Consider the following 18,728-nt stretch of genomic DNA (forward strand, 5'->3'; position numbering starts at 1 on the left):
CGGCGCCACGCATTCCCAGCGCCGCGCGCTTCCAAGCTCATGGCCGATGGTTCCAAGCGCGCCGAGCCGGCCGCGGGCGGCTTCGTTTACACTGGGCGAAGCCGCGCACCGGCGCGGCCTTCCCTTCTTTCCTGCCCTGACCATGAGCCCAGCCGCGCCTGCCGCCGGTGCCGACGCACCGGATTGGATCGTCCTGAAGTTCGGAGGCACCAGCGTGTCCCGACGCCACCGCTGGGACACGATCGGCAAATTGATGAAACAGCGGGCCGACGAAACCGGCGCCCGCGTGCTGGTGGTGGTGTCGGCCCTCTCGGGCGTGACCAACGAACTGCAGGCGGTTTGCGATGGCCATGCCGATGACGCAGGCACGCGCCAGCGCATCGAAAGCCTGGTGCGGCGCCACCTGGCCTTCTGCGCCGACCTGGCGCTCGATACCGCCGTACTTGCGCCGCGCCTGGACGCCCTGGGTGCCCTGGGCGACGACGGCCGGCGCGATCGCGCCGACATGGGCTGGCAGGCCGACGTGCTGGCACAGGGCGAACTGCTGTCGTCCACGCTGGGCGTCGCCTACCTGCGTACGCAGGGACTGGACGTGGGCTGGGTGGACTCGCGCGACTGGCTGCAGGCGCGCTCGCTGCCCAACCAGAGCGAGTGGAGCAAGCGGCTGTCCGCCTCCTGCGACTACCAGGGCGACGCCGGGCTGCGGGCCCGCTTCGCCGGCGCCGGCCCGGCACTGAGGATCGCCCAGGGCTTCATCGCGCGTGCGCCCGACGGCGGCACCGCCATCCTGGGCCGCGGCGGCTCCGACACCTCGGCGGCCTATTTCGGTGCACTGCTGGGCGCGCGCCGGGTCGAGATCTGGACCGACGTGCCCGGCATGTTCAGCGCCAATCCGCGCGCCGTGCCCGATGCGCGCCTGCTGTCGCGGCTGGACTACGAAGAGGCGCAGGAAATCGCCACCACCGGTGCCAAGGTGCTGCACCCGCGCTGCATCCATCCCTGCCGCGAGGCGCGCGTACCGATCTGGATCCGCGACACCGAGCGGCCGGACATGCCGGGCACCGTCATCGATTCCTCGGCCACCACGATCCCCGGCGTCAAGGCGATTTCCTCGCGCCGCGGCATCGTGCTGGTGTCGATGGAAACCATCGGCATGTGGCAGCAGGTGGGCTTCCTGTCGGACGTGTTCGAGCGCTTCAAGTCGCATGGCCTGTCCATCGACCTGATCGGCTCGTCCGAGGCCAACGTCACCGTCTCGCTCGATCCCAGCGACAACCTGGTCAACACCAACGTGCTCGACGCGCTGTGCGCCGACCTGGCGCAGGTCTGCCGGGTCAAGGTCATCGCGCCCTGCGCGGCCATCACCCTGGTCGGCCGGGGCATGCGCTCGCTGCTTCACAAGCTGTCCGACGTCTGGGCCGAGTTCGGCCGCGAGCGCGTGCACCTGATCTCGCAGTCGTCCAACGACCTCAACCTCACCTTCGTGGTGGACGAGGGCCTGGCCGAGGGCATGCTGCCGCGCCTGCATGCGCTGCTGGCGCAGTCGGGCGCGATGCCGGTGACCGAAGGTGCCGTGTTTGGTCCCAGCTGGCGCCGCATCGACCGGCCCGGCGTGGCGCGGCCGACGCCATGGTGGCATGCCGCGCACGAGCGCCTGCGGCATTCGGCGCGCGCCGGCACGCCGCGCTACGTCTACCACTTGCCCACGGTGCGCGACCGCGCGCGCGAGCTGGACGCCATCGCAGCGGTGGACCGGCGCTTCTTCGCGCTCAAGGCCAACCCGCATCCGCTGGTGCTGCGCGTGCTGGAGGCCGAGGGCTTTGGTTTTGAATGCGTGTCGCAGGGCGAGCTGGAGCACCTGCATCGTTCCCTGCCGAAGCTTGCGCCCGACCGGGTGCTGTTCACCCCCAGCTTCGCGCCAAAGGCCGAGTACGCCCACGCCATGGCGCTGGGCGTGCACGTCACCCTGGACAGCACGACGCCGCTGCGGCAGTGGCCGGACCTGTTCAAGGGCCGCGACATCGTGCTGCGCGTGGACCCGGGCTTCGGCAGCGGCCACCATGAAAAGGTGCGCACCGGCGGCAAGGCCGCCAAGTTCGGGCTGGCCGCCGAGGCGCTGCCGGACTTCATGGCCGCGGCGCGCGATGCCGGGGCCCGTATCGTCGGCCTGCACGCGCACATCGGCAGCGGCATCCTCGACGCGCAGCACTGGCACACCGTCTACGCCCAGCTTGCGGCGCTGGCCGAAGGCATCGGCACGGTGGGCTTCATTGATGTCGGCGGCGGCCTGGGCGTGGCCTACGACCCCGACTCCGAACCCTTCGACGTGGCGGCCTACGCGGCTGCCCTGGCCGAGGTGAAGGCGGCCTATCCCCAGTTCGCGCTGTGGATCGAGCCTGGGCGCTACCTGGTGGCCGAGGCCGGCGCGCTGCTGCTCTCGGTCACCCAGGTGACGTACAAGCAGGGCATCCGCCGCGTCGGCGCCGACGGCGGCATGAACGCGCTGCTGCGTCCGGCGCTGTACAACGCCTGGCACGAGATCGTGAACCTCACGCGCCTGTCCGACGCCCCGGGCGAGCCCTGCGAAGTGGTCGGCCCGATCTGCGAAACCAGCGACGTGATCGGCCGCCAGCGGCCGCTGCCGGAAACCACCGCCGAGGGCGACCTGCTGCTGGTCGGGCACGCCGGCGCCTACGGCGCCGTGATGGCCAACCGCTACAACCTGCGCGAGCTGCCGCAGGAGGACGTGCTGGATGACTGACTTCGACCGCGCGGCGATCCGCGCCTTCCGTTTCCTGGACTGCCGCTTCGATCCGGCCACCGGCGAGGCGCAGCTCGAATACGCCTTCGATGCCGGCCCGGTGCTGGTGGAGACCGTGCGCTTCCCGGTCGCGCCGTTCATGCTGTCGCCGGCACGCGCTGCCGCCGTGCAGCGCGCGCTGCGCCTGCTGCACCTGGTGGCCGGCGTGAGCTACTACAAGGCGGCGGTGCCGCCGGAGATCCGCATCGAAGGCTATGACATCGATGCGGAGACCGCCGCACTGCTGACATCCGTCTACGAGAACGGCCTGGGCGAGTTCGCCTACCGCAATGGCCTCGCCCTGCGCGGGAAGATCCATTTCCCCGGCACGACCCCGGGTGATGCCGCGAGAGAGCCCGATGCAGTGCTGTCGGATCGCGCGCTGGTGGCCATTGGCGGCGGCAAGGATTCCCTGGTCTCGATCGAAGCGCTGCGCAGCCTCGGCGTCGCGCAGACCGTAGCCTGGGTCGGCAGCTCGCCCCTGATCCGCGCCTGCGCCGACCGCACCGGCCTGCCGACGCTCAATGCCACCCGCAGTCTTTCGCCGCTGCTGTTCGAATACAACAAGCAGGGCGCGCTCAACGGCCACATCCCGGTCACCGCGGTGAACTCGGCCATCCTGGTGCTGGCGGCGCTGCTCACCGACCATGGCCAGGTGGTGTTTTCCAACGAGCGCTCTGCCAGCTACGGCAGCCTGATTCCGGGCACTGGCGAAGTGAACCACCAGTGGTCCAAGGGCTGGGACTTCGAGCGGCAGTTCGCCGCGCACGTGCGCCGCGCGATCCACCCGGACCTGCACTACTACTCCCTGCTGCGGCCGTACTCGGAGCTGGCGGTGGCGCGGCAGTTCGCGCGCCTGCACCACTACGACCAACACTTCTCCAGCTGCAACCGCAACTTCCACCTGCTGGGCGAGCGCCCGGCGCAGCGCTGGTGCGGCATCTGCCCAAAGTGCCATTTCGTATTCCTGGCGCTGGCACCGTTCATGCCCAAGCCGCGGCTGATGGGCATCTTCGGCCGCAACCTGCTGGATGAGCCCGAACAGGCGCCCGGTTTCGACGCGCTGCTGGAATACCGCGACCACAAGCCGTTCGAATGCGTGGGCGAAGGTCGCGAATCGCGCGCGGCCATGGACGCCCTGGCCGACAGCCCGGCCTGGCGCGAGGACGCGCTGGTCAAGCGCTACGCGCGCGAGATCCGGCCCCAGCTCGACGCCAGCGAACGGGGACTGGCGCCGTTGCTCGAACCCTCGGATGATCACGGCATTCCGGACGGGCTGTGGGAGCGGCTGCGTGCGCATTTCGGAGCTTGAGGGCAAGCGGGTTGCGATCTGGGGCTACGGCCGCGAGGGCCGCGCCGCGCTGGCTGCCCTGCGCTGGAACCTGCCCAGCCAGCCGGTGACGGTGTTCTGTTCACCCGACGAGGCGACGGCGCTGGAGGAAATGCAGGACCCGGCCCTGCGCATCGAGATCGCGGTGGACGCCGAGGCCCTGGCGCGCCACGACGTGGTGATCAAGTCGCCCGGCATCAGCCCCTATGCCTCGCCTGCGGCCGATGCCGCGCTAGAGGGCGTGCGCTTCGTCAGCGCCAGCGGCCTGTGGTTCGCCGAGCCGGCCGTGGGCCGCCGCATCTGCGTCACCGGCACCAAGGGCAAATCCACCACCACGGCGCTGCTGGCCCACCTGCTGCGCGCGGCCGGAAAACGCACCGCGCTGGCGGGCAACATCGGCATGCCGATGCTCGAGCTGATGGACGTGCAGCCGCCGCCGGAGGTCTGGGCGATCGAGCTGTCGAGCTACCAGACCGGCGAGGTCAGCGACATCGACGTGGCCGTGGTGCTGAACCTGTTTCCCGAACACCTGGACTGGCACGGCAGCGAGGCCCGCTACTACGCCGACAAGCTGGCCCTGGTGAGGCGCGCCGCACCGCGCGTGGCCGTGCTCAACGCCGCCGACCCGCGCCTGGTGGAACTGGACGTGCCGGCCGCCACCCGCGTGCTGTGGTTCAACCACGCCGATGGCTGGCACCTGCGCGAAGGCAGCGTGTACCGCGGCGAGCGCCGGGTGCTGGATGCCCGCGGGCTGCCGCTGCCCGGCCGCCACAATCGGCTCAACCTCTGCGCGGCGCTGGCCGCGGCCGAGGCCATCGGCCTGGATGCCGCGGCGCTGGCGCCCGCTGCGCTGTCGTTCCGGCCGCTGCCGCACCGACTGCAATCCCTGGGCCTGCGCAATGGCGTACAGGCGGTGAACGATTCCATCAGCACCACGCCGCAGTCGGCCATCGCCGCGCTGGACTGCTTCCGCGGCCGGCGCATCGCCATCCTGGTCGGCGGCTACGACCGGGGCCTGGACTGGGGCGTGTTCGCCGAGCGGCTGGCCGCCGAGCCGGTCACGGCGGTGGTGACGATGGGGCAGAACGGCGCGCGCGTGTACGAGAAGCTCAAGCCTCTGTCGCTGGGCGACCGTTTCGCGCTGATCGAGGGCGGCGAGATGGACGAGGCGGTGAAGCGCGCCCTGCAGATACTGGGCAACGACGGCGTGCTGCTGCTGTCGCCGGGCGCCCCCAGCTTCCCGCGCTACCGCGACTACGTCGAGCGCGGACGCCACTTCGCCAAGGCCGCCGGTTACGACCCTGAGCAGATCAGCGCCATTCCCGGCCTGGGCATCGCCTGAGGCTCACGCGGCGACTACGCCGCGGCGCCGGGCGAGGACTAGAATCAGCCGTCCCTCCAACCAAGGCCTCCGTCATGCGCACTCTGCTTGCCCTTGCCCTGTTCGGCCTGAGCGCCGCCGCCTCCGCCAAGCCCGTCGTCGAACTCACCAGCTGGCAGTACGGCGGCGTCGAGTTCGACGGCTACCTGGTCTACGACGACGTGTCCCCCGACCGCCGTCCGGGCCTGCTGATGGTGCCCAACTGGATGGGTGTGAACGATGCCGCGATCGAGAAGGCCAAGCAAATCGCCGGCGACGACTACGTGGTGCTGCTGGTGGACATGTACGGCCGCGGCGCGCGTCCGGCCAACACCGACGAGGCCGGCAAGATGGCGGGCGCGGTGTACGCCGACCGCGACGCCCTGCGCGGCCGCATCAACACCGCCCTGGACGCGTTCAAGTCGCTGCAGCCGCGCACGCCGCTGGACGACCAGCGCATCGGCGCGATCGGCTTCTGCTTCGGCGGCGCGGTGGCGCTGGACCTGGCGCGCAGCGGCGCCGACATCGACGGCGTGGTCAGCTTCCACGGCAACCTGGCAACCTCGATCCCCGCCAGGGCGGGCGAGGTCAAGGCCAGCCTGCTGGTGCTCAACGGTGCCGACGACAGCTACGTGCCGGCCGAGCAGATCGCCACCTTCCAGACCGAGATGACCCAGGCCAAGGCCGACTGGCAGTTCGTCAACTACAGCGGCGCGGTGCACTGCTTCGCCGAAGCCGACGCCAACAGCCCGGGCTGCCTGTATGAGCCGCGCGCGGCCAAGCGCGCCTACGCGGCCATGGAAAGCTTCTTCGACGAGCGCTTCGGCGACTGAGCCGCGCTTGTCGTAAGCTGGTGGCTGACCTCCACGGACGTCGCGGGGAAGCATGTCCAAGGACCCAGCCGCACCCGATCCGGCCGCGCCACGCTCGGTCTTCCTGAGCTACAGCCGCGCCGACCAGGCGCGCGCGCGCCAGGTGGCCGACGCCCTCGGGCAGGCCGGGTTGACGGTCTGGTGGGACAGCCTGATCGAAGGCGGCGCGTCCTTCGCCAAGTCCATCGAGACCGCGCTGCTGGCCAGCGACGCCGTGGTGGTGCTGTGGTCGGCCACGTCGGTGGCCTCGGACTGGGTGCTGGATGAAGCGGGGCACGGTCGCGACCTGCGCAAGCTGGTGCCGGTCTCGATCGATGGCACCCTGCCGCCGCTGGGGTTCCGGCAATACCAGTCCATCGCCCTGCCGGCCGGCAGCGGCCCGGCCGATCCTGCGGCGGTGGCCGCGGTGGTGCGCGCGGTGCAATCGATCCTGCGCGGCGAGCCGGCGCCCGCCCGCGGCGACGTGCCGGCGCCGCGCGCGGGCGCCCCGTTGCCGGCTCCGGCGCAGGCCGGCCGTCGCCGGGTGCTTATCGGCGGCGCGGCTGCGCTGGCGCTCGCGGCTGGCGGCGGCGTGGTGGCCTGGCGTCGTGGCTGGTTCGCCGGGCAGGCCGCGCCTTCGGGCACCAGCGTCGCGGTGCTGCCCTTCAAGAACATCAGCGGCGATGCCGCGCGTGCGTACTTTTCCGACGGGCTGTCCGAGGAAGTGCGGGCGACGCTGGCGCGCAACCTCAAACTGCAGGTGATGGCGCAGTCGTCCTCGGGCCAGTTCCGCGCGCGCGAAGAGGACGCGGTGGGCATTGCCGGCAAGCTGGGCGTGTCCTACCTGCTCGACGGCAGCGTGCGCTGGGCCGGCGACACCGTGCGGGTGGCGGCCGACCTGGTGGACGGGCGCACCGGCTTCAGCCGCTGGAGTCAGATCTTCGAGCGCCGCATCGACGACGTGTTCGCGGTGCAGAGCGAAATCGCCAATGCCGTGGCCACCGCACTGGCGGCCCAGGTCGGCCCGGAGGGCGGCGCCGCGCCCGATCCCGAGGCCGAGCGTGCGGCCTCCGGCGGCACCCGGTCGGTGGAGGCTTTCGATGCCTACCTGCGCGGCCAGGCCCTGTACGACCTCAGCGCCGACGAAGCCTCCGAGCTCGCCGCGCTGGCGCAGTTCGATGCGGCGATCGCGCTCGACCCGCGCTACGCGGCGGCGCACGCGGCGCGTGCGCGCTCGCTGATTTCGATCGCCAACGTCTACGGCAAGGTGGGCCAGACCGCAGCGATGTATGACCAGGCCATTGTTTCGGCGGAAACCGCCGTGTCGCTGGCACCGCAGTTCGCCGTGGCGCATTCGACGCTGGCCTTTGCGCTGTTCCAGGGCCGGCTGGATGCACGCGCGGCGCGCGTCCCGTTCGAACGCTCCAACACCCTGGGCGCAGGCGAGGCGACGGTGCAGGCGCGCTGGGCGCAGTACTGCGCGCGCACCGGCCGCCACGCCGAAGCCGCGCAGGCGATGCAGCGCGCGCTGGCGCGCGACAGCCTCAATCCGCTGATCCACCGCGCGGCGGGTTCGATCGAGTACGCCGCCCGGCGCTTCGAGGCGTCGCTGGCGCCGGTGCGCAAGGCCCTGGCGATGAATCCCAAGATGTCCCGCGCGCACGGCGCCCTGGGCGACGCGCTGGTCAACCTGGGCTCGCTGGACGCCGCGCGGGCCGAATACGACGCCGAGCCGATCGCCGACTTCCGCCTGGCCGGGCTGGCCATCGTGGCCCAGCGGCTGGGCCGGGCGAAGGACGCCCGCGCGCTGTTCGACCAGATGGTCAGCGAACTGGGCGACCGGGTGCTTTACCAGCAGGGCCAGGTGCTGGCCCAGCGCGGCGAGCGGGAGGCCGCGCTGCAGGCGCTGGCCGCCGCCCGCGCCAAGGGCGACTCGGGCCTGGTGTATTCCCGCAACGACCCCTTCCTGGACCCGCTGCGGGACGATGCCCGGCTGGCCGGCCTGCTCGACAGCCTGGGCTTCGACCCCGCCTGAGCCCCCTGCGGCGTCGCTTGTGGCCACCAGCCCACAGGCACAGAATGTGACGTGCGTCACACATGGGGTGGCGCGACGGCACGCAGGGCACCCATCGGGCGGCAATCAACCGGAGAGCTTGGTCATGCGCAAACCCAAAGCGGTCGTAGTGGCGTCACTGTTGTTCGGAACCCTGTTGCTGGCCGGCTGCAGTTCCTCGCCGGAAAAGGCCGACCCCGAGCCGGACCCGCAGGACCAGGACGTTCCGCCGCCTCCGCCGCCGCCCCCGCCGCCGCCTCCGCCGCCGCCGTCGGGCGGTGACAAGGTCGGCCCGGCGCGGGACGACTGATTCACCGTTTCAGCGGGCGAGCCACTTCTCGATGCCCGCCCGGTCGTGCGCGCGCAGCAGTGACTGCGCGCGCCGGCGCAGGCTGGCCAGGTCGGCTTCGCGGATGGCACGCCGCACCTCGAGCAGGGTGGAAGGGTGCAGGCTGAAATCGCGCAGCCCCAGCGCCAGCAGCAGCGGCACGTTGGCCGCTTCGCCGGCCATTTCGCCGCAGACCGCCACCGGGATGCCGTTGCGCCGCCCGTAGGCGAACAGTTCCGACAGCAGGCGCAGCAGGGCCGGATGCCGCGGCGTGTACAGCGACACCAGCGACTCGTGGCCGCGGTCCACCGCCAGCAGGTACTGCACCAGGTCATTGGTGCCCACCGATACGAAGTCCACCAGGTCGATGAAGTCGGCCAAGCCCAGCGCGGCCGCGGGCACCTCGATCATCGCGCCCAGCTCCACGCGCTCGCCGGCCTGCAGGCCTTCGGCGCGCAGTGAGGCGCGCGCCTTCTCCAGCATCGCCAGCACCGACACCATTTCCTCGCGGCTGCAGACCATCGGCACCAGCACGCGCACGGGACCGTAGGCCGCGGCGCGCAGGATCGCGCGCAGCTGGGTCAGGAACAGCGCCTCGTGCACCAGCGACAGCCGCACGCCGCGCAGGCCCAGGGCCGGGTTGGGTTCGCTGCGCAGGGTCAGCCCGGTGTGGTCAGCCTTGTCGGCGCCCAGGTCGAGCGTGCGGATGGTGACCACGCGCCCGGCCATGCCCAGCACCAGGTCGCGGTAGGCCAGGAACTGCTCGTTCTCGTCGGGCAGCTCGCGCCGCTGCAGGAACAGGAATTCGGTGCGGTACAGGCCGATGCCATCGGCGCCCAGCGCGTGCGCTTCGGCGACGTCCTCGCGGGATTCGGCGTTGGCGTACAGGCGGATGTCCACGCCGTCCTGGGTGCGCGTGGGCTGGCGCCGCAGGCGGGCCAGCTGCGCCTGTTCGCGACCCAGCTCGGCGCGGCGGCGGTGGTAGCGGTGCAGGTCGTCGGTATCGGGTTCCAGCACCAGCTCGCCGGTGCCGCCGTCCACCATCAGCGCGTCGCCGTCGTTGGCCAGGGCCAGCAGTTCGCCGGCGCCGAGCACCAGCGGCAGGTGCAGGCTGCGCGCCAGGATGGCGCTGTGCGAAAGCGGGCTGCCGGTGGCCGCGACGATGGCCACCACGCCCTGGCCCTGCAGCTCGGCCAGCTCGGACGGGGCGACGGCTTCGCAGACCAGGATCTCGCCGGCCAGGCCGTGGGCGGCGTCGTCGCCGCGGTTCTGCAGCGCGGCGTGCACGCGGCCGATGACATGGTCGAGGTCTTCGCGGCGGCTGCGGAAATAGTCGTCGTGCATGCCCTCGAACACCGCCGCCAGCCGGTCGCGCTGCAGCTTCAGCGCGTAGTCGGCGCTGTAGCGTCCGGTGCTGACCAGGTCGTCCAGGCCGTGCAGCAGCTCGGGGTCGTCCAGGATCAGCACGTGCAGGTCGAGGAACTCGCCCACCTCCTGCGCCAGCGCGCCATGCAGGCGGTCGCGCAGCCCATGCAGCTCGGCGCGGGCGGTGTCCAGGGCGCGGTGCAGGCGCAGGATCTCGTCGGGCACCGCCTCGGCGGGGATGCGGGTTTCCGCCACGGCCAGCGCCTGCGGATGCCGCACGCGCACCCGTCCCAGCGCGATGCCGCGCGCGGCCCCCACGGCGGTGAGGGCGCGCCGCATCAGTCGTCCTCGTCGAAACGCCGCTCGAACAGCGCGGCCGCGGCGGCCACGGCCGCGGCCTCGTCATCGCCCTCGGCCCGCAGCACCAGCGTGGCGCCTGGCGCAGCCGCCAGCAGCAGCACGCCCATGATGCTCTTGGCGTTCACCTCGCGGCCGCGGCCGGTCAGCGTCACCTGCGAGCGGAAGCCCGACAGCAGCTGCACCAGTTTGGCGGCGGCCCGCGCATGCAGGCCCAGGCGGTTGCTCACTTGCAGTTCGCGTTCAAGCATCGTCGATCACCACCCCGTTACGCGCGCCGGCGGCGGCCGTTCGCGCGAGTTCGTCCAGATCCTGCTCGGGATAGTTCTGCACCCGCAGCAGCATCGGCAGCGACAGTCCGCTGACGCGGTGGGTGGGCGTCCCGAGCCGGGACAGTTTTTCGGCCACGCGGGCGGGCGTGGCACCGTAAAGATCCACCAGGATCAGCACGCCGGCCTCTCCCTCGACCTTGCGCAGCGCGGCGCTGGCGGCCGGCAGCTGGCCGTCGGCTTCGGCGTCCCAGTCCACCTCGAAGGCCTCGGTGGCCAGGGGCAGGGCGCCCAGCAGCCGGCGCGCCGCGGCCAGCAGCGGGGTTCCGACGCCTTGGTGGCTCAGCAGCAGGATGCCCACGGACATGGCGAAACCTTATCAGACGGCGTCGCGCGCCCGCACTACTCCAGTTCGCGGTGGTAGGTGAAGATGCCTTCCGGCCGGAGCATGCGGAAGTGCGCGGCCAGGTGCTCGGCCAGGTAGACCGAGCGATGCCGTCCGCCGGTGCAGCCGAAGGCGATGGTGAGGTAGCTGCGGGTCTCGGCGTCGAAGCGCGGGATCCAGGTGCCCAGGAAGGCCGTGACCTGGTCGGCGAAGGCCTGCACCACCGGGTCCTGATCCAGGTGTTCGCGCACCGCCGGGTCGCGCCCGGACAGGGGCCGCAGGCGGGCGTTCCAGTGCGGGTTGGGCAGGGCGCGGGCGTCGAACACGAAATCGGCGTCGGCTGGCACGCCCCGCTTGTAGGCGAAGGACTCGAACAGCACCGACATGCCCCGGTGCGCGCCGATGCCGAGCTCGGTGATCACCTGCCGCCGCATCTGGTGCACGTTGAGCTCGGAGGTGTCCATCACCAGGTCGGCGATGGACTGCAGCGGCCGCATGCGTTCCCGCTCGAGCCGGATCGCGTCGGCCAGCGGCAGGCCGTCGTGGCTGAGCGGATGCTTGCGGCGGGTGTCGGAATAGCGCTTGAGCAGCACCTCGTCACGGGTGTCGAAGTACACCAGCTTGTGGTCGAAGCCCAGCTCGCCCACTTCCGACAGCCATTCCGGGATGCGCGCCAGGTCCGGCGTGCGGTTGCGCACGTCGATGCCCACCGCCAGCCGCCGCCGGCCGCGTTCGTCGCTGGCCACGCTGCGCACGAACTGCGGCAGCAGCTCGGCCGGCAGGTTGTCGGTGCAGTAGAAGTCCAGGTCTTCCAGCGTATTGAGCGCCACCGACTTGCCCGAACCGGACATGCCGCTGACCACGATCAGCAGCGGGCGGGCGTCATCGGTCACGGCAGTTCGCCCTGCAGCAGGAATTCGCTGTGCCGGGCCAGGAAGGCGGCGGCCGGGTCCATGCCCTTGCTGCGCAGCAAGTGCAGGCGCACCGCGGCCTCGGTCAGCACGGCCAGGTTGCGGCCGGCGGCCACCGGCAGTTCGACCACCGGCACGTCCAGGTCCAGCACGCGGCGGCTGCCGGACTCGCCGGTGATGCGCGCCATGGCTTCCTGGGACGGTTCCTGCGCGCGCACCAGGTGCACCACCAGGCGCAGGTACTTGTTCTTCTTCACCGCGGTGTCGCCGAACATCTGGCGGATGTTCATCACGCCCAGACCGCGCACTTCCAGCAGGTCCTGCAGCAGGTCGGGGCAGGTGCCGTCGAGCACGTCGGGCGCGATCTGGGTGAACTCCGGCGCATCGTCGGCCACCAGGCGATGGCCGCGGCTGATGAGTTCCAGCGCCAGTTCGCTCTTGCCCAGGCCCGAGTCGCCGGTGACCAGCACGCCGATTGAATAGATCTCCATGAACACGCCGTGCAGCGTGATGCGCGGCGCCAGCGAGCGCGCCACGTGGTACTGCAGCAGGTTGAGCAGCTCGTAGCCGCGGCGCGGCGACACCCACAGGGGCGTGTCGGATTCTTCGGCGGCGTCGCGCAGGTCGGTGGGGCAGGTCTGGTCCTGGGTGATGACCATGGCCAGTGGGCGCGCGTCCATGATCTTCTGCAGCACTTCCCAGCGCTGGCGCGCGTCCAGGCCGTCGAGCCAGGCCAGCTCGGCCGAGCCGACGATCTGCACCTTGTTGGGATGGATGACGTTGAGGTAACCGGCCAGCGAGGGCCGCCGGGAGAGGTGTTCGCCGCGTTCGATCACGCGCTCGCCGCCCTTCTGTCCGGCCAGCCAGCGCAGCTGCAGCCGCTCGCCGAGTTCCTGGAACAGCTCGCGGGCGCGCAGGCGGTCGATCATGTCAGGCCGCCGCCGGATGCCGCGACTGCCACTCCGACAGCAGCGCATACAGCGCCGCCGAGTCCGGGGCCTGTCGCAGCCTTGTGCGGAAATCTTCCTCGCCGAACATCTCGGCCAGGTTGGCCAGCAGCATCAGGTGCTGCTGGGCGTAGGTCTCGGGCACCACCAGCGCAAACACCAGGTCCACCGGCCGTGCGTCGGGCGCATTGAAGTCCACCGGCTCGGACAGCCGAAGGAAGGCGCCGGTGGCCGACACCAGCCGCGGGCTGCGGCCGTGCGGGATGGCCACGCCGTGGCCCAGGCCGGTACTGCCCAGGCGCTCGCGGCTGCAGAGGCTGTCGTAGATGCCACGTTCGCCCTCGCCGTCGGCACCCTCGGCCAGGGCGCCGGCCAGCTGCTCGAGCAGGCGCTTCTTGCCGCTGGTGACGACGTTGGCCCGGACGCGGGCCGGCGAGAGCAGGTCTAGCAGGTGCATGGGGCGTGCCGTTATCAGCCGAAGCTGTCGGAGCGGGCGGCCGATTCGCCGCGGTGGTGGTCGGTCATCTTTTCCTTCTGCTTCACCAGCAGGCGGTCGAGCTTGTCCGAGAGCAGGTCGATGGCGGCGTACATGTCGGGCGCGACGGCGTCGGCGAACAGGGTGCGGCCCGGCGTGGACAGGGTGGCCTCGGCCTTCTGGTCGAGCTTGTCCACGGAAAGGATGACGCGCGCGTCGAGGTGGTGGTCGTAGTGGCGGGCAACGCGGGCGAACTTGTCCTGCACATAGTCGCGCAGGGCCGGGGTGACGTCGATCTGGTGGCCGCTGATGTCGATCCGCATGATCACGATCCTCCTGTTTGGGTCACGCACAGCAAAACACGGTCAAGGGCAACGTGCCGTGACCGCATCGTAAAGAAGGGGTTGAAATGCGCCGAAGGGGCGCGACCGGGCACCGGGCATGGAAGAAGGCCTCAAGCCAGCCGCTGCCGTTCGTTGGACGCGGAGATGTTCATCGCTTCCCGGTATTTTGCCACGGTTCGGCGGGCCACGGGGATGCCCTCGCCCTTGAGGATCTCGGCCAGGCGCTGGTCCGAGAGCGGTGCGCGGGGGTTCTCGGCGTCGATCAGCTTGCGCAGCATGGCCTGGATGGCCGTGGCCGAGGCCGAGCCGCCGTGGTCGGTGGCGATGCCCGAGCTGAAGAAGTGCTTGAACTCGAAGGTGCCGCGCGGGGTGCGCAGGTACTTTCGGGTGGTGGCGCGGGAAATCGTGGACTCGTGCAGGTCCAGCTCTTCGGCGACCTCGCGCAGGGTCAGCGGCCGCATGGCCTCGTGGCCGTGGTCCAGGAAGCCGCTCTGCTGGCGCACGATGGCCCGCGCCACCCGCACCAGGGTGTCGGCGCGGGTTTCCAGGCTCTTGATCAGCCAGCGGGCCTCCTGCAGCTGGCTGCGCAGGTAGCTGTCGTCCTCGCGGCTGGCCTTGCCGATCAGGCTTTCATAGTGGCGGTTGATGCCCAGGCGCGGCTGGCTGCCCGCGGCCAGCTGCACCTTCCAGACGCCGCCCTGGCGGTAAGCGATGGCGTCCGGAGCGATGTATTCGGCCTCGCCGGCGCTGACCTGGGCGCCGGGCTTGGGGTCGAGCGACTTGAGCAGGGCCACGGCCACGTCCATCTCGTCGGCCGGCTGGCCCAGGTGGGCGGCCAGGCGGGCCGGACCCTGCCTGGCCAGCAGGTCCAGGTGCTTGCGGCAGACCTCGCGCGCCAGGGCCAGCCCCGGGGTCTCGGGGCTGAGCAGGCTCAGCTGCACGCACAGGCATTCGGACAGGCTGCGGGCGCCGGCCCCGACCGGGTCGAAGTGCTGGACGATGCGCAGCACGGTCTCGATCTCGGCGGGCTCGGCCAGGATCTCCGGTGCCAGCGCGGCCTGGATGTCCTCGATCGGGCCGAGCAGGTAGCCGTCGTCGTTGATGGCCTCGATCACCGCCTGGCCGATGGCCAGGTCGCGCGGGCCCAAATGGCTGAGCTGCAGCTGCCACAGCAGGTGGTCATGCAGGTTGACGGGGGCGGCGGCGGTGAAGTCCTCGTGCTCGTCGTCGCCGCTGCCGCGGCGCTCCTGGCCGCCGGCGGTGGATTCGTACCACTCCGGGCCTTCGCCCGGGTCGTAGTCGTCGCTGTCGGGGCTGTCGGAGGCGGCTTCCGCGGGGGCGGCCTCGGGCGCCTTGTCGGCGTCGGACGGCGCGATGAAGCTGTCATCGCCCTCGGGACCGGGCTCGGCCTCGTCCTCGCGCTCGAGCAGGGGGTTGGCTTCCAGCGCCTCGTTGAGCTCGGTCTCCAGCTCCACCGACGACAGCTGCAGCAAGCGGATCGCCTGGCGCAGCTGGGGCGTCAGGGACAGTTGCTGGCCAAGCCGGGTCTGGAGGGTGGGCTTCATTTCGCTCTGCGGGGGGCGGCGGCGCCGGCGCGGCTACAGGCGGAAGGCTTCGCCGAGGTAGACACGCCGCACGTCGGGGTTGGCCAGGACGTCCTCGGGCGAACCCTGAGCAAGTACCGTGCCAGCGTTGAGGATATACGCCCGGTCGCAGATTCCCAAGGTCTCGCGCACGTTGTGGTCGGTGATCAGCACGCCGATGCCGCGCTGCTTGAGGTGGCGCACGATCTTCTGGATCTCGCCCACCGAAATGGGGTCGACGCCGGCAAAGGGCTCGTCGAGCAGCATGAAGCGGGGATTGGCCGCCAGCGCCCGGGCGATCTCGACCCGGCGGCGTTCGCCGCCCGACAGGCTCGCGCCCAGCTGGCCGGCGACGTGGCCGACCTGCAGCTCTTCCATCAGCCCGGACAGCTCGCGGGCGCGGCCGTTGGCGTCCAGGTCCGGGCGCAGCTCGAGCACGGCGGCGATGTTGTCGGCCACGGTGAGCTTGCGGAACACCGAGGCTTCCTGGGGCAGGTAGCCCAGGCCGCGGCGCGCGCGCTCGTGCATGGGCAGCGCGGTGATGTCCTTGCCGTCGAGCAGGATCTGGCCGGCATCGGCCGCCACCAGGCCCACGATCATGTAGAAGCAGGTGGTCTTGCCGGCGCCGTTGGGGCCCAGCAGGCCCACCACCTCGCCCGGCCGCAGGCTCAGCCCGAAGTCGCGGACCACATCGCGCGACTTGTAACGCTTGGCCAGCCCCGCCGCGGTGAGCATCAGTTCTTCGGGGTCGTCTTGGGCAGGATCCGCATCGAAACGCGCTTGCCGTCGCCGCCGCCGTCGAGGCGGCCGGTGTTGATGTCGTACTTCACCGTCTCGCCGCGCAGGTTGCCGCGCGGCTGCTCGACGACGACGTTGCCGGTGAGCACCATGATCTCGCTGGACATCGTGTAGACGATCTCGCGCGCGGTGGCGGTCATCGGTTCGCCGGTGTCCGACACCTGGGCCAGGCGCGCCGGGCCGCCGGTGAGCACGATGCGGTCGATCTCGCCGGCCTTGCGGTGGATGTCGGCCTTGTCGGCGTCCACCTCCAGGCTGCCCTGGCGGATGCGTACGTTGCCGGTGAGCGTGGACACGCTGTCGTCGCTCAGCAACGCGTCCATGTTGTCGGCATCGATGTCCATCGGCTGCTCGCGGTCGGAGGACTTGGCCGAAGCCAGCCCGGCGGCGAGGGCGCAGATCAGGAGGCTGAACTTAAGTGCGTGGCGCATGGCGGATTTTCGAATCCTTGAGTTGATAGCGCTTGGCCTTCATGTCCGCACGCAGGCGGCTGCCCTGGAGTATAGAGTCGCCCTGCGTGACGGTCACCCGCTCGTCGCTGCTGGCGGTGTTGGTGTCGGGAAACACGGTCAGGCGTTCCGTGGCGAACGTGGTGCGGCGGCCGCCCTCTCCGGGCGGCCCGACCATGCTGACCGCGTCGATCAGGTGCACCTGGTCGGCCTTGGGGCTGACCCAGGCCTTGTCCGAGCGCGCCGACCAGCGGCCGCCGGTGCTGTCGGGGAAAGAGAAACGCGGCTGCACCAGGCTCAGGCTCTTGCCGCCGATGTCGCGCTGCAGGTAGGGCCCGCGCACGGTGAAGGCTTCGTTGCCCTCCTGGCCCAGCGTGGTCAGCTCGTAGTTGCGCAGGATGTAGTCCGAGCGCTGCGCGGGCTCGACCTCGGGCACCTGGCGCAGGCGCCACTGCCACACGGCAAGGCTGACCAGCACGATGGCCGAGGCCATCAGCACGGCGTTGAGCGCGGTGCGGTTCATGCCGCGCCGAAGCGGCCGAGCACGGCGGCGCGCAGGCCGCGCGCCTCCAGCAGCAGGTCGCACAGTTCACGCACGGCGCCTTCGCCGCCGCGGGCGCGGGTCTGGAAGTGCACGCGCTCGGCGACCCAGGGGTGGGCGTTGGCCGGGGCCGCGGCCAGGCCGGCCAGGGCCAGCGCCGGCAGGTCGGGCAGGTCGTCGCCCATGTGCGCCACGTCCTGCAGGTCGCGGCCGAGGTCCTGGCAGAGCTGGCGCAGGCAGGCGGCCTTGTCCTTCACGCCGGTGTGGACCAGCTGCAGGCGCAGGTCGCGCGCCCGGGCCAGCAGCGCCGGGCTCTGGCGGGCGGTGATCAGGGCCACGCTGATGCCGTGGTCCTCGAGCAGGCGCAGGCCCTGGCCGTCGAGCACGTGGAAGGCCTTGGACTCGCCGCCGTGCGCGTCGTAGATCAGGCGGCCGTCGGTGAGAGTGCCGTCCACGTCGAAGCAGGCCAGGTGCACGCGGCCGGCGCGCGCCAGCAGGTCGGGGGAATGCGGTTCCATGGCCGGGATCAGACCACCCGCGCCCGCAACAGGTCATGAATGTTGAGCGCGCCGACCACGCGGCGCGCGCCATCCACCACCACCAGCGAGCTGATCTTGAACTCTTCCATCAGGTGCGCGGCTTCCACCGCCAGCGCATCGGGCCCGATGGTCTTGGGCGAGCGGCCCATCAGCTTCGACACCGGGGTGGCGTGCAGGTCGGTGACTTCGTCGTCGAGCGCGCGCCGCAGGTCGCCGTCGGTGAACACGCCCTGCAGCACGCCGTCGGCGTCCACCACCGCGGTCATGCCCAGGCGCTTGCGCGTCATCTCGAGCAGGGCGGTGGTGGCGCTGGCGTCGGCGGGCACGCGGGGCACCTCGTCACCGGAATGCATGATGTCGCGGATGTGCAGCAGCAGCCGGCGGCCCAGCGTGCCGGCGGGGTGGGAGCGCGCGAAATCCTCCGCGGTGAAGCCGCGGGCCTCCATCAGCGCCACCGCCAGCGCATCGCCCAGCACCAGCGCGGCGGTGGTGCTGGAGGTCGGGGCCAGGCTGAGCGGGCAGGCCTCGGCCGGCACGCTGGCGTCCAGGTGCAGGTCGGCCAGGCGGGCCAGGCTGGATGCGGGCCGGCCGGTCATGGCCACCATCAGGTTGCCCTGGCGGCGCAGCGCCGGGACGATGGCCAGGATCTCGTCGGTCTCGCCGGAATTGGACAGGGCCAGCACCAGGTCGGCGTCGGTCACCATGCCCAGGTCGCCATGGCTGGCCTCGCCCGGGTGCATGAAGAAGGCCGGGGTGCCGGTGGACGCCAGGGTGGCGGCGATCTTGCGGGCGATGTGCCCGGACTTGCCCATGCCGGTGCAGACCACGCGGCCCCGGCAGGCCAGCATGAGCCGGCAGGCGGCGGCGAAATCCGGTCCCAGCCGCGCCTGCAGGGCGTCCAGGGCCTGGGTCTCGACCGCGACCACGGTCCGGCCGCTGGCGATCAGGGCATCGTCCGAGACCGGCAGGGCGGGGGCGGGAGCATTCATGCGGGGGGCGTTGGGAGTATGATGCGGGGCCTTATTGTAAGGCCTGCGCGGCAT

Annotated in this window: 19 protein-coding genes; 6 read left to right on the forward strand and 13 right to left on the reverse strand. The window is 71.2% G+C overall.

The window, feature by feature from the left end:
- Positions 1–142 precede the first annotated feature (142 nt).
- The 6 genes from ACOQFR_RS02830 (at position 143) to ACOQFR_RS02855 (ending at position 8,704) form a co-directional block, all read left to right on the forward strand.
- Entirely contained in the window at positions 143–2,761 is a 2,619-nt protein-coding gene (locus ACOQFR_RS02830) for a bifunctional aspartate kinase/diaminopimelate decarboxylase (RefSeq protein ID WP_421378289.1), read from the forward strand.
- Positions 2,754–4,112: a UDP-N-acetyl-alpha-D-muramoyl-L-alanyl-L-glutamate epimerase gene (murL, locus tag ACOQFR_RS02835; RefSeq protein ID WP_421378291.1), complete on the forward strand. Its 1,359-nt coding sequence runs from the start codon at positions 2,754–2,756 to the stop codon at positions 4,110–4,112. The genes ACOQFR_RS02830 and murL overlap by 8 nt, the downstream gene beginning before the upstream one ends.
- On the forward strand, positions 4,093–5,472 hold the full coding sequence (gene murD, locus ACOQFR_RS02840; protein ID WP_421378293.1) for a UDP-N-acetylmuramoyl-L-alanine--D-glutamate ligase: 1,380 nt from the start codon (positions 4,093–4,095) through the stop codon (positions 5,470–5,472). The genes murL and murD overlap by 20 nt, the downstream gene beginning before the upstream one ends.
- A gap of 74 nt (positions 5,473–5,546) precedes the next feature.
- A complete protein-coding gene (locus tag ACOQFR_RS02845; protein WP_421378295.1) occupies positions 5,547–6,323 on the forward strand; it encodes a dienelactone hydrolase family protein in 777 nt (258 codons plus the stop codon).
- A gap of 52 nt (positions 6,324–6,375) precedes the next feature.
- Positions 6,376–8,376, forward strand: a complete 2,001-nt coding sequence (locus tag ACOQFR_RS02850) for a TIR domain-containing protein (RefSeq protein WP_421378297.1) — start codon at positions 6,376–6,378, stop codon at positions 8,374–8,376.
- Between the two features lie 124 nt (positions 8,377–8,500).
- Positions 8,501–8,704, forward strand: a complete 204-nt coding sequence (locus ACOQFR_RS02855; RefSeq protein WP_421378299.1) for a hypothetical protein — start codon at positions 8,501–8,503, stop codon at positions 8,702–8,704.
- Between the two features lie 9 nt (positions 8,705–8,713).
- Here ACOQFR_RS02855 and ptsP read toward each other — a convergent pair whose 3' ends face one another.
- The 13 genes from ptsP to ACOQFR_RS02920 all read right to left on the reverse strand — a co-directional run bounded on the left by ptsP (position 8,714) and on the right by ACOQFR_RS02920 (position 18,674).
- Positions 8,714–10,426 carry a phosphoenolpyruvate--protein phosphotransferase gene (gene ptsP, locus ACOQFR_RS02860; protein ID WP_421378301.1) on the reverse strand — a complete coding sequence of 571 codons (1,713 nt, stop codon included), beginning with the start codon at positions 10,424–10,426 and terminating at the stop codon, positions 8,714–8,716.
- Positions 10,426–10,695 carry an HPr family phosphocarrier protein gene (locus ACOQFR_RS02865; RefSeq protein WP_421378303.1) on the reverse strand — a complete coding sequence of 90 codons (270 nt, stop codon included), beginning with the start codon at positions 10,693–10,695 and terminating at the stop codon, positions 10,426–10,428. Before ACOQFR_RS02865 ends, ptsP begins: the two co-directional genes overlap by 1 nt.
- Entirely contained in the window at positions 10,688–11,080 is a 393-nt protein-coding gene (locus ACOQFR_RS02870) for a PTS sugar transporter subunit IIA (RefSeq protein WP_421378305.1), read from the reverse strand. The genes ACOQFR_RS02865 and ACOQFR_RS02870 overlap by 8 nt, the downstream gene beginning before the upstream one ends.
- 35 nt (positions 11,081–11,115) lie before the next feature.
- Positions 11,116–11,991, reverse strand: a complete 876-nt coding sequence (gene rapZ / locus ACOQFR_RS02875; RefSeq protein WP_421378307.1) for an RNase adapter RapZ — start codon at positions 11,989–11,991, stop codon at positions 11,116–11,118.
- Positions 11,988–12,938: an HPr(Ser) kinase/phosphatase gene (gene hprK / locus ACOQFR_RS02880; protein WP_421378310.1), complete on the reverse strand. Its 951-nt coding sequence runs from the start codon at positions 12,936–12,938 to the stop codon at positions 11,988–11,990. Before hprK ends, rapZ begins: the two co-directional genes overlap by 4 nt.
- Before the next feature lies 1 nt (position 12,939).
- The gene (locus tag ACOQFR_RS02885; RefSeq protein WP_421378312.1) at positions 12,940–13,413 is read right to left on the reverse strand and encodes a PTS sugar transporter subunit IIA; all 474 of its coding nucleotides are present in this window, start codon (positions 13,411–13,413) and stop codon (positions 12,940–12,942) included.
- Between the two features lie 14 nt (positions 13,414–13,427).
- Complete coding sequence (hpf, locus tag ACOQFR_RS02890) at positions 13,428–13,754, reverse strand: ribosome hibernation-promoting factor, HPF/YfiA family (RefSeq protein WP_421378314.1); 327 nt, start codon at positions 13,752–13,754, stop codon at positions 13,428–13,430.
- Positions 13,755–13,885: 131 nt separating this feature from the next.
- Positions 13,886–15,340, reverse strand: coding sequence for an RNA polymerase factor sigma-54 (locus ACOQFR_RS02895; RefSeq protein WP_421378316.1), 1,455 nt, complete (start codon positions 15,338–15,340; stop codon positions 13,886–13,888).
- A 33-nt stretch (positions 15,341–15,373) separates the two neighbouring features.
- On the reverse strand, positions 15,374–16,093 hold the full coding sequence (gene lptB / locus ACOQFR_RS02900) for an LPS export ABC transporter ATP-binding protein (protein ID WP_421378318.1): 720 nt from the start codon (positions 16,091–16,093) through the stop codon (positions 15,374–15,376).
- Entirely contained in the window at positions 16,093–16,587 is a 495-nt protein-coding gene (lptA, locus tag ACOQFR_RS02905; RefSeq protein ID WP_421378321.1) for a lipopolysaccharide transport periplasmic protein LptA, read from the reverse strand. The genes lptB and lptA overlap by 1 nt, the downstream gene beginning before the upstream one ends.
- Positions 16,571–17,128, reverse strand: coding sequence for an LPS export ABC transporter periplasmic protein LptC (gene lptC / locus ACOQFR_RS02910; RefSeq protein ID WP_421378323.1), 558 nt, complete (start codon positions 17,126–17,128; stop codon positions 16,571–16,573). Before lptC ends, lptA begins: the two co-directional genes overlap by 17 nt.
- Positions 17,125–17,664, reverse strand: coding sequence for a KdsC family phosphatase (locus tag ACOQFR_RS02915; RefSeq protein ID WP_421378325.1), 540 nt, complete (start codon positions 17,662–17,664; stop codon positions 17,125–17,127). Before ACOQFR_RS02915 ends, lptC begins: the two co-directional genes overlap by 4 nt.
- A gap of 8 nt (positions 17,665–17,672) precedes the next feature.
- Positions 17,673–18,674: a KpsF/GutQ family sugar-phosphate isomerase gene (locus ACOQFR_RS02920; protein ID WP_421378327.1), complete on the reverse strand. Its 1,002-nt coding sequence runs from the start codon at positions 18,672–18,674 to the stop codon at positions 17,673–17,675.
- Positions 18,675–18,728 lie beyond the last annotated feature (54 nt).

The sequence above is a fragment of the Arenimonas sp. MALMAid1274 genome, from assembly GCF_049195245.1.
Taxonomy (GTDB): Bacteria; Pseudomonadota; Gammaproteobacteria; order Xanthomonadales; family Xanthomonadaceae; genus Arenimonas.